The sequence below is a fragment of the Metabacillus sp. Hm71 genome (genome assembly GCF_051842955.2).
GTDB lineage: Bacteria > Bacillota > Bacilli > Bacillales > Bacillaceae > Metabacillus.
Window position 1 is genome coordinate 2,614,702 of the sequence record NZ_CM200278.1, and the last position, 12,225, is coordinate 2,626,926.

Annotated in this window: 26 protein-coding genes; 24 read left to right on the forward strand and 2 right to left on the reverse strand. The window is 30.8% G+C overall.

Going from position 1 to position 12,225, the window contains the following annotated elements; genetic code table 11:
* The first annotated feature begins 67 nt into the window (after positions 1 to 67).
* The 4 genes from ACSVDH_RS12340 to ACSVDH_RS12355 all read left to right on the forward strand — a co-directional run bounded on the left by ACSVDH_RS12340 (position 68) and on the right by ACSVDH_RS12355 (position 1,227).
* A complete protein-coding gene (locus tag ACSVDH_RS12340) occupies positions 68 to 205 on the forward strand; it encodes a hypothetical protein (protein WP_439249626.1) in 138 nt (45 codons plus the stop codon).
* A 200-nt stretch (positions 206 to 405) separates the two neighbouring features.
* Positions 406 to 558, forward strand: coding sequence for a hypothetical protein (locus ACSVDH_RS12345; RefSeq protein ID WP_439249627.1), 153 nt, complete (start codon positions 406 to 408; stop codon positions 556 to 558).
* Positions 559 to 930, forward strand: coding sequence for a hypothetical protein (locus tag ACSVDH_RS12350; protein ID WP_439249628.1), 372 nt, complete (start codon positions 559 to 561; stop codon positions 928 to 930).
* A 60-nt stretch (positions 931 to 990) separates the two neighbouring features.
* Positions 991 to 1,227, forward strand: a complete 237-nt coding sequence (locus ACSVDH_RS12355) for a hypothetical protein (protein ID WP_439249629.1) — start codon at positions 991 to 993, stop codon at positions 1,225 to 1,227.
* A 410-nt stretch (positions 1,228 to 1,637) separates the two neighbouring features.
* Here ACSVDH_RS12355 and ACSVDH_RS12360 read toward each other — a convergent pair whose 3' ends face one another.
* Positions 1,638 to 1,880 (reverse strand): alpha/beta-type small acid-soluble spore protein, encoded by a 243-nt coding sequence (locus ACSVDH_RS12360; RefSeq protein WP_439249630.1) that lies wholly within the window; start codon positions 1,878 to 1,880, stop codon positions 1,638 to 1,640.
* Between the two features lie 196 nt (positions 1,881 to 2,076).
* Here ACSVDH_RS12360 and ACSVDH_RS12365 point away from each other — a divergent pair, with 196 nt between their 5' ends.
* The 20 genes from ACSVDH_RS12365 (at position 2,077) to ACSVDH_RS12460 (ending at position 11,871) form a co-directional block, all read left to right on the forward strand.
* Positions 2,077 to 2,265, forward strand: a complete 189-nt coding sequence (locus ACSVDH_RS12365) for a hypothetical protein (RefSeq protein WP_439249631.1) — start codon at positions 2,077 to 2,079, stop codon at positions 2,263 to 2,265.
* Between the two features lie 514 nt (positions 2,266 to 2,779).
* Positions 2,780 to 3,157 (forward strand): hypothetical protein, encoded by a 378-nt coding sequence (locus ACSVDH_RS12370; protein ID WP_439249632.1) that lies wholly within the window; start codon positions 2,780 to 2,782, stop codon positions 3,155 to 3,157.
* Between the two features lie 44 nt (positions 3,158 to 3,201).
* Positions 3,202 to 3,435 carry a hypothetical protein gene (locus tag ACSVDH_RS12375; RefSeq protein WP_439249633.1) on the forward strand — a complete coding sequence of 78 codons (234 nt, stop codon included), beginning with the start codon at positions 3,202 to 3,204 and terminating at the stop codon, positions 3,433 to 3,435.
* 1 nt (position 3,436) lies between these two features.
* The gene (locus ACSVDH_RS12380; RefSeq protein ID WP_439249634.1) at positions 3,437 to 3,595 is read left to right on the forward strand and encodes a hypothetical protein; all 159 of its coding nucleotides are present in this window, start codon (positions 3,437 to 3,439) and stop codon (positions 3,593 to 3,595) included.
* 32 nt (positions 3,596 to 3,627) lie between these two features.
* Positions 3,628 to 4,272, forward strand: a complete 645-nt coding sequence (locus ACSVDH_RS12385; RefSeq protein WP_439249635.1) for an HNH endonuclease — start codon at positions 3,628 to 3,630, stop codon at positions 4,270 to 4,272.
* Between the two features lie 21 nt (positions 4,273 to 4,293).
* Positions 4,294 to 4,467: a hypothetical protein gene (locus ACSVDH_RS12390; RefSeq protein ID WP_439249637.1), complete on the forward strand. Its 174-nt coding sequence runs from the start codon at positions 4,294 to 4,296 to the stop codon at positions 4,465 to 4,467.
* Positions 4,468 to 4,483: 16 nt separating this feature from the next.
* Positions 4,484 to 4,615 (forward strand): hypothetical protein, encoded by a 132-nt coding sequence (locus ACSVDH_RS12395; RefSeq protein ID WP_439249638.1) that lies wholly within the window; start codon positions 4,484 to 4,486, stop codon positions 4,613 to 4,615.
* A 46-nt stretch (positions 4,616 to 4,661) separates the two neighbouring features.
* On the forward strand, positions 4,662 to 4,850 hold the full coding sequence (locus tag ACSVDH_RS12400) for a hypothetical protein (protein ID WP_439249639.1): 189 nt from the start codon (positions 4,662 to 4,664) through the stop codon (positions 4,848 to 4,850).
* Between the two features lie 277 nt (positions 4,851 to 5,127).
* Positions 5,128 to 6,381 (forward strand): glycosyltransferase family 2 protein, encoded by a 1,254-nt coding sequence (locus ACSVDH_RS12405; protein WP_439249640.1) that lies wholly within the window; start codon positions 5,128 to 5,130, stop codon positions 6,379 to 6,381.
* A gap of 122 nt (positions 6,382 to 6,503) precedes the next feature.
* Positions 6,504 to 7,196 (forward strand): hypothetical protein, encoded by a 693-nt coding sequence (locus ACSVDH_RS12410; protein WP_439249641.1) that lies wholly within the window; start codon positions 6,504 to 6,506, stop codon positions 7,194 to 7,196.
* Positions 7,197 to 7,261: 65 nt separating this feature from the next.
* Positions 7,262 to 7,399: a hypothetical protein gene (locus ACSVDH_RS12415; protein ID WP_439249642.1), complete on the forward strand. Its 138-nt coding sequence runs from the start codon at positions 7,262 to 7,264 to the stop codon at positions 7,397 to 7,399.
* 95 nt (positions 7,400 to 7,494) lie between these two features.
* Complete coding sequence (locus ACSVDH_RS12420; protein ID WP_439249643.1) at positions 7,495 to 7,629, forward strand: hypothetical protein; 135 nt, start codon at positions 7,495 to 7,497, stop codon at positions 7,627 to 7,629.
* Between the two features lie 35 nt (positions 7,630 to 7,664).
* Positions 7,665 to 8,015 carry a hypothetical protein gene (locus tag ACSVDH_RS12425; protein WP_439249644.1) on the forward strand — a complete coding sequence of 117 codons (351 nt, stop codon included), beginning with the start codon at positions 7,665 to 7,667 and terminating at the stop codon, positions 8,013 to 8,015.
* Positions 8,016 to 8,050: 35 nt separating this feature from the next.
* Entirely contained in the window at positions 8,051 to 8,410 is a 360-nt protein-coding gene (locus ACSVDH_RS12430) for a hypothetical protein (RefSeq protein WP_439249645.1), read from the forward strand.
* A 38-nt stretch (positions 8,411 to 8,448) separates the two neighbouring features.
* The gene (locus tag ACSVDH_RS12435; protein ID WP_439249646.1) at positions 8,449 to 8,664 is read left to right on the forward strand and encodes a hypothetical protein; all 216 of its coding nucleotides are present in this window, start codon (positions 8,449 to 8,451) and stop codon (positions 8,662 to 8,664) included.
* A gap of 228 nt (positions 8,665 to 8,892) precedes the next feature.
* Complete coding sequence (locus tag ACSVDH_RS12440; RefSeq protein WP_299831425.1) at positions 8,893 to 9,096, forward strand: hypothetical protein; 204 nt, start codon at positions 8,893 to 8,895, stop codon at positions 9,094 to 9,096.
* A 109-nt stretch (positions 9,097 to 9,205) separates the two neighbouring features.
* On the forward strand, positions 9,206 to 9,385 hold the full coding sequence (locus ACSVDH_RS12445) for a hypothetical protein (RefSeq protein WP_299831427.1): 180 nt from the start codon (positions 9,206 to 9,208) through the stop codon (positions 9,383 to 9,385).
* Between the two features lie 233 nt (positions 9,386 to 9,618).
* On the forward strand, positions 9,619 to 10,155 hold the full coding sequence (locus ACSVDH_RS12450; protein ID WP_439249647.1) for a hypothetical protein: 537 nt from the start codon (positions 9,619 to 9,621) through the stop codon (positions 10,153 to 10,155).
* Positions 10,156 to 10,225: 70 nt separating this feature from the next.
* On the forward strand, positions 10,226 to 11,473 hold the full coding sequence (locus ACSVDH_RS12455) for a zinc-ribbon domain-containing protein (RefSeq protein WP_439249648.1): 1,248 nt from the start codon (positions 10,226 to 10,228) through the stop codon (positions 11,471 to 11,473).
* A gap of 56 nt (positions 11,474 to 11,529) precedes the next feature.
* Positions 11,530 to 11,871 (forward strand): DUF4064 domain-containing protein, encoded by a 342-nt coding sequence (locus ACSVDH_RS12460; protein WP_439249649.1) that lies wholly within the window; start codon positions 11,530 to 11,532, stop codon positions 11,869 to 11,871.
* A 63-nt stretch (positions 11,872 to 11,934) separates the two neighbouring features.
* On the opposite strand, the gene ACSVDH_RS12465 is transcribed toward ACSVDH_RS12460, so the two are convergent.
* Positions 11,935 to 12,147 carry a hypothetical protein gene (locus ACSVDH_RS12465; protein WP_439249650.1) on the reverse strand — a complete coding sequence of 71 codons (213 nt, stop codon included), beginning with the start codon at positions 12,145 to 12,147 and terminating at the stop codon, positions 11,935 to 11,937.
* Positions 12,148 to 12,225: the final 78 nt, after the last annotated feature.

The window sequence follows — 12,225 nt, forward strand, 5'->3', positions numbered from 1 at the left end:
AGTAACAATCAAAAATAAAGATATAGAATTGAAGTATTGCTTATGCTGTTGGAAGGAGATGAACTAAATGGAGCAATGCATATACTGTCAATCGGTTTATAGTCTTGAAGAATCTGATTCGTTAAATAAACCTGTGTTTTGCTCTCTGGAATGTCAAAAGAAATTTTACAAAGGCTTGGATGAACCACTAGAATTTATTGATTAATTTGTTAAACAATTCGTATAAAGGAGGTAATTAATATGAATCGTTTCTGGAAAGAAATTTACATAGGTAAATATACTTTATATTGTGGATTGTTCCGCAAAGGTGATATTAGAATAGGTTTAACACTAGGTAATTGTGAATCATGTATCGATTTGTTCTTTATAACATTTGGATTTATGAAAAGTTGAGAGGTGAATTAAATGAATCAATTAGAAATGAATGCTATATGGTTAAAACGACTACAGAAAAAGGAAGATGAAATAGAAAAGTTAAAATTAAAAATCAAGGAATTGGAAGATAGTGAGTTTTATTTCAAAAAGTTTATAGAGAATGTTGAAAAGGATACCGAATAGATGAAAGACGTTTATGATTGCTTTGAAAAATTAAATAGAGTTACAAACAATTACGGATATTCAATCTCTTTTAGTACAGCTTATTACAATCGAAAAATACAAACTGGAAGTGCAGTTGATCACGGTAGAAAAGTAATTATTACAATGCCAATAATTACTGAGAGAGAAATAATAGGAATATGTCATGAGATAGGACATATCAAGGATAGAGTTAAAACAGGGAAGAAAAGGAATAGAAAGAATAAATTAATTAGAATGTATGAAGAGATAATTGCTTGGATATATGCTATACCATTGTTAATAAGATTTAGGACACCTGCAAGAATGACAATACATAGCATATATTTTTCTTTGCTTTCACACTTAAGATAAAGTTATGGTTTTATTTTAATGGAAAATTGATGTAAATTCCGCAGTAGGGAGGAATAGAAAATGACCGATAAGGAACGATTAGAAGAAATAAAAAAAGTAGCAGGTTTAGATTATCTAATTGGTGGTACGAAAGTTGAAGAACATTGGGATTGGCTTATAAAGCAGGCTGAAAAGGTTGAGCGATATGAAAAAGTATTAGCAGAAGTTGCAGATTCATTTGCGTTTGATGATGTTTATGATGAGGTAACGACAAAAAGATTTATCGCTAAACAGGTGCTACAAAAACACAAAAGTTAATGCGCTTTTGACATAAATATCGACATTAACGAAAGGATGATAAATTATGAAAATTAAATACAGAGATACAACAGGAGATTTGTTTTACACTTGTTGGAGTTGTAAGAAAAAATTTAATTTTAAAGCAATGAAATTCATTAAGCATAACGAAGGTCACTGTCCAACTTGTGACAAGAAAATTAAATTATATTAATTCGCTTTTCACATAAATAGCGATACAAGGAGGAGGAAAAATATGAGTTCAAACATTGATAAGATTGAAGCAATTAAAAAAGAATGTGAAATAGCTCTGAGAGGCGGAAGTAGGAAGGAATTCGCCCTAGAGCAGATTAGAAAAATACTAATCAGTTAATACATAATATAAAAATCATATAAACGTAAAAAAGGAAGGGAATTAACCCTTCCTTTTATTAATGCAACATGTTATTTTTATTTTCATTCATAAGTTGATGCTTTCCTAATTCAATCAGTCTCTTTGTAATAGCGCCTCCAACTTTCCCGTTATCTCGTGCCGTTGTATTGGCTCCAAGCACTATTCCCATCTCTTCAGCAATTTCCATTTTCATTTGTTCTAATATTTGTTCTGATCCAGGAACTAAAATTTTATTTGTATTGTTAGTTTCACCTTGAATAGTTTGGTTAATGTTTAACATACACTATCAACTCCTAGATTATATTCAGAAGGTTGTTTCGTCCTTCTGTGATTACATCTTACCACGGATTGAATCTCAGAATCAAAGGTGAATATTATCCATATTTGTAAATACGATAAATTTATTTATATTAGACAGGCAAGTTTATGATATCATAAGCATAAATTAAACTATACTTATAAAGGAGGAAGATAAAATGAACTCATTAAAAACTGGCGAATACTTAACGGTAGATCACGATTTAGATTTTGGAGACTTATATCTTGAAGAAGGAACAAGGGTAGAAAAAGCTAATTATTACTTGCAGCACGAAGGATTTGTAACTGTGTTAGTTGATAATGATGTTAACTGGCTTTCTCAAGAGTCATTCAAAGAATTCCAATAAAGGTAAATTAATTAAGATATGTGAATGCATATCTTTTCTTTTTTATTCACTTATAAATTGAATATCACACATAGACTTGCTATAATTAAATTGCAAGATCGCAAATGAGCGATTGGCTTTTATCAGGCAATTACAGAGAGTAGCAACCCGTTTCCGTCCAAAGAGCAGGGTGAGCTACGGAACAGTCAACCCTTAGTCGCCAAAAACTAGTAGGGTTGACTGTTTTTATTTGCTTTGAAATCTCCATTTTATTAGTGTTTTTCGTTCTAATAAATGCTAAACTAAAGTTAACAGAATTAAAAGGGAGTGATCGGAATGGTATTGAATAAGGGAATTAAACCAGGAGGCTGAATAGGCCTTCTTTTTATTTGTAAATAAGTTAGATATTTTTTCATTTAGGGGTTGATAAAGATAAATTAATCGTATATAATATAGTTAAGAGGTAAGGAGATACATAAACACAAACAAAAAGTAAAATGGTAAAATCAAATTAGAAACTTTAGGGGGAATTAAAATGATCATTATTGAAGGTAAAAACGGCAAATCTAAGATTTTAACTGAATATTTAAAAGAAAATACTAACAAATATGATTGGGACAATCAAACTGTAATGATTGACTATGTGAAAGTCCCATCGCTACATGGGATAACAAGCCATTATTGTGAAAGTGGATTTTATGACAACCTAGAAGATATGACTATTGAAAATTTAGTTAAGGATTATATTGAATGGGATAAATCGTTTAAAAATTATAAGGTTGTAGTTTTTTACGTAAATGCTCCAGTCGAAATGATACAGGAATTTAAAAAATTAGATGAACTATACGATCAACAATTTATATTTACAATTCAAAATGATGAACTTGAAGATGTGAAAATGTATGAAGTTTAAAATCTGTTTAAAACAACTCTTTCATTTAAAAAGGAGGAATTAAGATGATTAAAAAGAACGGTATAATAGTTACTGAGGGTCAAGTTTGGAGCATAGGAAAAACAACCAGAAAAATGGTCAAAGAAATAAATGATTTAGGTTATGAAATAGGAGAACAAGTAGAGATATTAAATGACTTCATGTGTAACTTAATCAAAGTAAGAGACCTTGAAACCGGAATAAGATTTGATGTGACAAGTAAAAATCTTGGTAGATTAATTCGACAAAGGGAGTGTTGATATGCACTTTGATACAGCAGTGGTCAAATGGGAATATGAAGACAATTTAGGTGTTGACTTAACAGAAGAAATGTTTAAATCAAGTAGAATTATTGATGGAGTAAGAATGTACCCATACGTTATTATTGGGTTTAGCAGATACTATTTAGAAAGTCTATAAAAGAAGTATTTTAAATGAAAAGGAGTGTTCGTGTGACAAAAGAAGAATTAAAGCAGTGTACAAAATGCAAAGCAATTAAGCCATTAGCAGAGTTTTATAAGCAAAAGAAACAAAATAAAAAACTAGGAGTCTACTATACTCCTAGTACTGAATGTAAAGATTGTCTAAAGGGAAGAGCTAAGATATGGCAATCTAACAATAGAGATAAAATGAGAGAAGCATATAAAAAATGCGATTCACAAGATTATAGAAAGAAAATAAAAAGTGACTACAGTAAGAAACAAAAAGAAAATGGTTATTATAAAAATTATCAACAAAACAATAAAGATAAATTTAACTCTTATGGTAAGAATAGACGAATGAACAAAGAACATGATATTTCAGATCAAGAATGGTTTGAATGTCTGGATTATTTTAAAATCAGTTGCGCTTATTGTGGAATCACTGAAGGAGAAGCATTTGAACTCTACAATCAACTACTACATAAAGAACACGTGGTTCATAACGGTGTTAATGATGTCACAAATTGTGTACCAGCTTGTAAAAGTTGCAACAGTAATAAGTGGGAATTTGATTTAAACGAATGGTATAACGAAAATAACCCAATTTACAGTAAAAGAAGGTATAATAAGATAATTAAGTGGTTGTTGAGTTTCTCAGAAGAAAAAGCGAATTAAAATTTCAAAGGAGATCTTAAAATGAAAATATTCGGCAAAGAAATCATATTCAACACTAAAAAGAAACAAATTGAAGATGTGTTACGCAGTGAAGGAAAACGAGCTGCATACATTAAATACCTGGAATTATGTAAAGGCCATAAATTAACAGACGCAATGAAATATGTTGATCGAGTAGCAGCTAAACCAAAATGAGAGGGTGATAAAGTCAATGATTGATTCATTAAGCAGTGAAGAAAAAGAAGCTTTTTATGGAATCAAAAGGGAGTTATACCCTATAACTGATGATGAAGCGTTAAATATCTTAAACACGGTAAAAGAATTAGCGAAAGCTGGAGAATAAAAATATTAAGATAAATAGATAATTATATCCAAAAGGAGAGAGAATAATGACAAAGAAAATTAGAATAACTAGAACAATGGTAATTGAATATGAACCAGATCCAAATTATTATCCTGAAGGCTCAACGATTGAAGAAATGGCACAGATTGATGCAAATACAGAAGGTTTTGAGACTACATTTGCAGAATGGGACGATGAAATAGTGACATGGGAAATTATAGACGAAACAGAATAAAATAGGGATTTCAATTTAAATCAAAGGAGATGTGTACAAAATGTTTACAAATATTAGAAAGAATTACCACAAACTAATGGTTGCATATAATTTAACTCTTCACAACGATTGCTTAGATAATAAATTAAGAGAATCATATTTTAACAGAGCAAAGTTTCATCAATCTAAGGTATAAAATTAGCTGGTCTGATTATAAATAAACTTAATATACATAGCTTATATGAATCAAAATAATAATTAGTCCGTATAAGCAAATAAATAAAAAGGAGTGTTATGAATGGATATTTTAGAATTACTGTTAACTATCTGCATCTTATCCTTTTCATGCTTATGGTTTGTAATCAGGCCAGTTGCAGTCTTAATTTCAGGATTACTAAGTAAGAAAAAACATAATCAAATTAATCATGTAAAATGTGAAGGGGTTTCAGTGATTGTTCCTTGTCACAATGAAGCAGAAACAATTGAAAAAGCAGTAACATCATTTTTGAATCAGGACATTGATCATCCGATGGAAGTCATACTTATTGAGAACAATAGCACTGACAATACTTTTCAAGTAATAAAATCACTTTCACAAAAATATCCTCAAGTTATCGCACTCTCAATGGTTACTCCACGAGGTTTAAATCCAATAAGTTTCTCACTCAATCACGGAATTGATCATTGTAAATATGATATTGTGGTTAGGATAGATGCCGATACAGAGCTTGCACCAGATTCAATTAGAAAAGCAATTGAACCAGTTATCAATGGCAAAGCAGTAACAACAGCTACAAATGTTAGGGTTAGCAATTTAAAGGATAATTTATTAACTAGATTACAAGGAATTGATTACTATTTTTCAATGGAAATGGATAGAAGAAGTCAAAGATTATACAATGGTGTTTTATGTTGCAGTGGGGCTATGCAAGTGTTTAGACTATCTGATCTAAGGGATATTGGAGGATATGATACACGAAAAGATATAGGAGAAGATATGGAAATCACTTTTAGACTGCATGATAAAGGTAAAGTTGAGATGACTCCAGAAGCTGTTTCTTATACTGATGCACCAAATACAATTAAATCATTAGTTCATCAAAGATTATGGTGGATGAGAATTGGAATTGTGACAACCTGGATTCACAAACAGATGATTGGTAAGAAGTATGGAAGGAAGGGTATGTTAGGTCTAGTAGCATTGCCTATTAAAGTAATAACTACTTTCCAGGCATTTGTAGGAATTATAATTAAACTAATTGCAGCAATGATAGTTCCACAAACAGATACAATATTAGAAGTTGTAAATGGATTCTTATGGTTCTCAGCACTACATGTAGGATTAGATTTATTTGCTTTCCTAGTGGTTGCACCGATTGTTCATAATAAACAGGGATTAGGACAATGGTATCTGTTACCGGTTTATTCTTTGATATACCAGCCATTCTTGGCAATGATTAGAGCATTAGCTGTTATACAAGGTATTGTAATTGTGGGTAAACTGAAGAGAAATAAAACTTATGTTCCAGTTGCAAAAAATATTAACGCATAAAAATAAATTTAATATATACAATTAAATAAATATGTAGTATAATTTAATCAAAAGAAATTATTACCATATTACCGTATTTCTGGTATAAATGCCAAGCTATTAATACTTTAGGAGGAGATCAAATGTCTGAATTGCAAACTGAAAGATCAAAAGGAAAAGGGATTTTCACTAAGGAAAGAATTATAGTTGGAGTCTCAGCAATAATTTTAATATGTATCTTTTATGCTGTAGGTCAATCATCGGCTAGGGTGGATCTAGAAGGAGTTAAAGTAAATCATGATGAGTTAGTTTCAGCTATTGCAAGCAAGCATGATGAACTTGAAGAATTAGAGAATAATGTTGCAGAAGCAGAAAGTAAATTAAATGATGTCGAAGGTAAACTTAAGGAAAAAGAAACGGAATACAATGAAGCCTTGAAGGTTATCGAGAATAAGGCAAGTGCGCAGAAGGATCTAGACGACACAAATGGCCGACTTAACACTAGAAAAAGTGAGTTAAAGGAATTAGACTCTCAGGTAAAAGCTAAGGAAAATGAATTAGCAGCTTTAGATACTGAAATTATTAAAGCAGCAGGTGAACCAAAAACTTTAATGTCAGGTCAGTACTTAATAGGAGTAGATGTCCCAGAAGGTAGATATCAAGTTACTAATATAGGAAGAGGAACAAACTTCTTTGTATATGATGATAGTGGATACGCTGTTGTAAATACTATCTTAGGTGATGGTGAAATTGGAAGTGGAGATTACGTGTTCTTTGGCATGGAAGGTCAGGTTATTGAAACCCACGGAAAAGTAAAGTTGATACCAGTAGAGTAAAATTTTGATATAAGGTGTAATGAGGAGTCTTATTGCACCTTTACAATCACATGGAGGTAAGTATAATGTATTTAGTTAAATGGTTTGACAAAGAAGAAATGGAAGAAAAAAGTGTAGTGTGTGAAGGATATATTGAGCGTTTAGCATGGGAAGATCTATTGGAACAAAGAGGAATAACTGATTATACTGTGGAGGTACTATAAGCACAATAAATTTTACAGGTAAATTAAATATAAATATATACAAATAGATCGATTGGTGGTAAAATATAGTTAAGAAAACAAAGGAGGAATTACATATGAATTATTTAGTAAGGTTTGCTAATTTAACAAGTGGAAGGTTTCATGAGTATGTACTAAATAAAACAGAGCTGGAGTATTTAAAGAAAGATCATATCCAGGTGTTAGATATAATGAAGGTTAAAACTATATAAAAAATATCTTTTACTTTAAAGGAGGTGCTGAGAACGTGGAAGCGATAAAACCAACTTTTGAGGAATGGTCAAAGAATCAGAAATGTAATGGTTGCAATTGTCCTGTTTCACTTGAATTTAAAGACTATGGAAAATCAACTCACAAACTAAGAGATGTAGATTTTGAAAAGATAAAAGGATATTACTGCAATGATTGTTATGAACCAGCACTATTAAAATTGAAAAATAGTAGGTTTGTTGAAAGGTATAAAGGTCAAGAAATATACCATAAAGAGGGTAATTATTCATTGTGGCAATCTCCATCATACTGTAAATCTTTAGAGGACTTACACAATTGGATTGATATAAGATTAAATATGTTAGAAAAGTTTAATATGCAAATTTAGATAAAAATTATATTTCATTGAAAAAGGTGATTGCTATGAAGTTTAAAAAAGAATTAGAAATAGTTGTTAAAAAACATTTAGACATTATATATCCTCCATTGAAGAATAACTATGAAATATTAGGACATAAAAGAAGTCCATACATTACAAAAATACCTAGAGAAGTAGATGAAAATTTTGATGTAAAAAGTGTAGAATTACCTGAGAAAGCGATAGGAATAGCTATTTATGAAATCCACTATGTACTTTATAACAATCAACAGTTAAAGACACAACCTATTTCAGTTGAAAGGTATTTATTTAAAGATAAATTCAAAATAGATGAAGACTTTAATGAGATTATTTGTGAAAATGGAGGAAAAATGAAAATTAAAGATCATGATCATTTTATTTAAAATGCACGTTTTACGGAGAAATAAAGGAGGGGAAACAAGTGAATAAGATTCCAACTCAAAAAGAATATGAAGCCATTAGATTATATGTACATGAAGTATTAGGAGTTGATCCTAACGAAAGAACGTTTGATACGTATGATGTGATGAATTATATAGCAATTATGCAAGATAAAGTGAAAAAATATGAAGAAGCAATTGAAAGTAATAAAATCTGTCAAAAGTGTAATAGTGAGATTAGGAATATTTTAAAATGAATTCTAGGTTTCAACTAAATCAAAATAAACATAAGAAGGTGAATTATGAGTAAAAGAAAACACGGTGTGGTTAAACAGTATTATATGGGTGATGGTGCTTGCCTTTTTATCGCTTGTTTAATTTGGATCGTGATACTTGGCACACTAAAGATTATTTTTAAATTTTAATTCGTAACTAGTAGAAGCCTTACAATAAAATCCAACTTTTACTTAAAGGAGGTAAATTAAATGTTTGCTAAAGAATATAGAGTAAAAGGTGAATTAGTCAAAGGGCAAATTGTTGCTAATTGGTCAGTGAAAAGTCAATATGCATTCAAGGTTGACAGTATGGAGCCTTTCACATTTGATGAAGAAAGTTTAGGTAAATATATCAAAGAATTACAAAGTGTGTATGAATTAGTAAAGACATCTAACAAAGAATATAAAGGTTAACAATTCACAACTTTTTCAAAAATAAATTGTCATTATACAACTTAACCAAGCACTCCAGCATAAAAGCAGCATAGAATATATTAACAAGAACAAAGGGAGATGCTTACAAATGAATTTAACATTTAAATACGATTGTGAAATCAATAATTGCATGATGATTCCAGAAGGAACAAAAGTAAAACAGTTTGAATCCTGGAGCGAATACGAGGGATTTACGGCCTTTGAGTATAAAGGTGAGAAGTATTATGTATCAGATCATTACTTTGTAGAAGTAAGATGTCCGGCATAAATAAAAGACCACACTGATTGGAGGTCAGAGTGGTCTAGGTGGACATAAACGTACAGCAACATTTATGTAGGGATATTATAAAATTTCTATATAAAAATGTCAATCTAATTTAAGGAGGTGATTACTTCCAAATAGAATGACAAAATAACTACAATTATTACAAACTTTTTACACACAAAAATGGGCTAATATGGAAAAAATTACTTTTGTAAAAATTTGAGGAGGAAAAATTTATGAAAAAACTATTAGTATTATCATCTGCATTATCATTATTCTTACTTGGAGCTTGTGGAAATTCAGACGTTTCTACCGGAGGAGAAGGAAATTCAACTGAAGTTAAGGAAGAAAGAACCGAGACAAAAGAAGCGCCGAAAGAAGAATCAGGTAAAACAATCGATGCATCTGCTCAAACAGCCAATGTATTAGGTATGAAAGTTGGATTAGGTGAAATTAAAATTGAAGAAGATAAGATTTCTGTAGGGATTAACTTAGAAAATACAACTGATCAAGTATTGAATTTCTATCCAGACCAAGGAAGTTTAGTTGTAGGAGATATGCAAATCCAAGCAAATCTTTTTATGACGAGTGGCACTGTGGGAGGGGAAGTACAGTCCAAGGTAAAACAGAACGGGGTCATCGAATATCTTGTTGACGAAGGTAAAAAATTAGATATTAATTCAATATCTGAAGTAAAATTAATATTTGGCGATGTTACCACAGAAGACTACATGCAATCTGAAAAAGTTGAAATTACTGTCCCTGTAAAATAAATAATATTGTAATGGAGGTTTGATTTAAATCTCCATTACTAAAATAAAACCGGAGGTGTCTAAAATTTTATTGGAGCAAAAAGTAAAAATAAGATGGATTCCATCAAATAAAAAACTTTACACAGAAAAAGGATACCTCTATACAAAGATGGGAGATGAATTTGAGGTTGACATCAGTGATTTAAGTTCTGGATCAAACGAAATAATTAAATATAAATGTGATTACTGTGGTGAAATAAAAGAGAAAATATTTCACAGTTATAACGTGAGTCGAAAGAAATTACAAAAGGACTCATGCAATATGAAATTTTGTAAAAATAAAAAGAAGTCTGAATACCTGAGTTCGAAGCCAGTTCCAGCCGGAGAAAGTGTAGAAGATAAATATCCACATTTAATAAAGGATTGGGACTTCGATAATAATAATGGTAAGACTTTAAGGGATTTCAAGCCTCAATCTAATAAAAAAGTTTGGTGGAAGTGTGCAGATTGTAATCATGGATGGCCTGCAATTATTTCTTCTAGGACTAGATTAGGAAGATCTTGCCCAAAGTGTGCAGGTCAAATAGTTACTGAAGAGAATAATTTATATAATAGCTATCCAGATATTGCTAAATGGTGGCATCCCACTAAGAACGGAACACTAACACCTTACGATGTAACTAAGCATTCAAGTAAGAGCATTTGGTGGATGTGTGACGAAGGTCATGAGTGGGAAGTATCAGTTGATAGTAGAACTACATTTAATTCAGGATGTCCGTATTGTACAGGGAAGAAAGCCCATGAAAAAAATTGTTTAGCTACTTATTTTCCAGAGATATCCAAAGAGTGGCATCCAACTGCCAACGAAGGGCTAACTCCCTATGATGTAAGACCTCGTTCAAATAAAAAAGTATGGTGGTTATGTAAGGAAGGGCATGAATTAAAAATAGGCGTTGATCATAGAGTAAGAAGTGACGGATGTTCAGTATGCAGTGAATCAAAAGGTGAAAAAAGAGTAAGGATGTTTTTAGAAACTAACAATATTATGTTTAAATCACAGTATAAATTTAAGGATTTAATCGGTATTAATGGAGGTCTCCTGAAGTTTGATTTTGCCATATTTAATCCTAATAAAGACATCTCACTTTTAATTGAATTTGATGGCATATTTCATTTTGGCAAGATATATGTTGATGATTATTATGAAAGGACGGTTGAACACGATAAGAGAAAAGATAATTACTGCTTAAAGAATAATATTCCTTTACTGAGAATACCGTATTGGGAAATGAAAAACATTGAAAAGATTCTAGAAAAAGAATTGATCAAATATAAATAAATTATAAATAATCGTAATATTGGAATTATTATATAATAGTCTTAAGGAGGATACAAATGAAACGAACAACTGAATTTGTATTAGGTTTAATTGGTGGCATTTTTGGTTTAATTGGTGCAGTTATGGCACTTTTTGTTGGAGTAGTAGATGAAGCATTTAGTGGAAGTACTGAGATTAGTGGGTTAGGTTGGTCAGCAGTATTATTATCAATCTTAGGTATTGTTGGATCAATTGTTGTAAAACGTAAGCCTAAACTAGGTGGAACATTTATGACGATTGCAGCGATTGGCGGTGTTATCAGTGTATCAATGTTCTACATCATTCCTGGAGTGTTGCTAATTATTGGTGGTCTAATGGGATTAATTAGAAAAGATAAAATAAATAGCATTGAAGCGTAGAATAGTAAAATTAAGTGGAGATTAATTTCTCCACTTAATGAAAATAAAGATAAACTTAACGTTTTAACAAGCTTCGTCAGATAATACAGTTTCCCACTGTACATTAAAATTATTAACAGTTCTTTCTTTTGTGTCAAAAATTAGCATTCCACCATTAGTAGTTTCAATGATAATAAAAGCATGTCTCACATTATAATCATTTAAAGCAACCAGAGCATCTTGAATCGTTTCTTCATCTAGACTAACATCAAATTTTATTTCACCATACACAGCCATTGCTTCCATCTCCTTAGAATATTATAATTAGGTTGTATACTAAACCATGTACCATCTGAATATAATAATATACCCAAA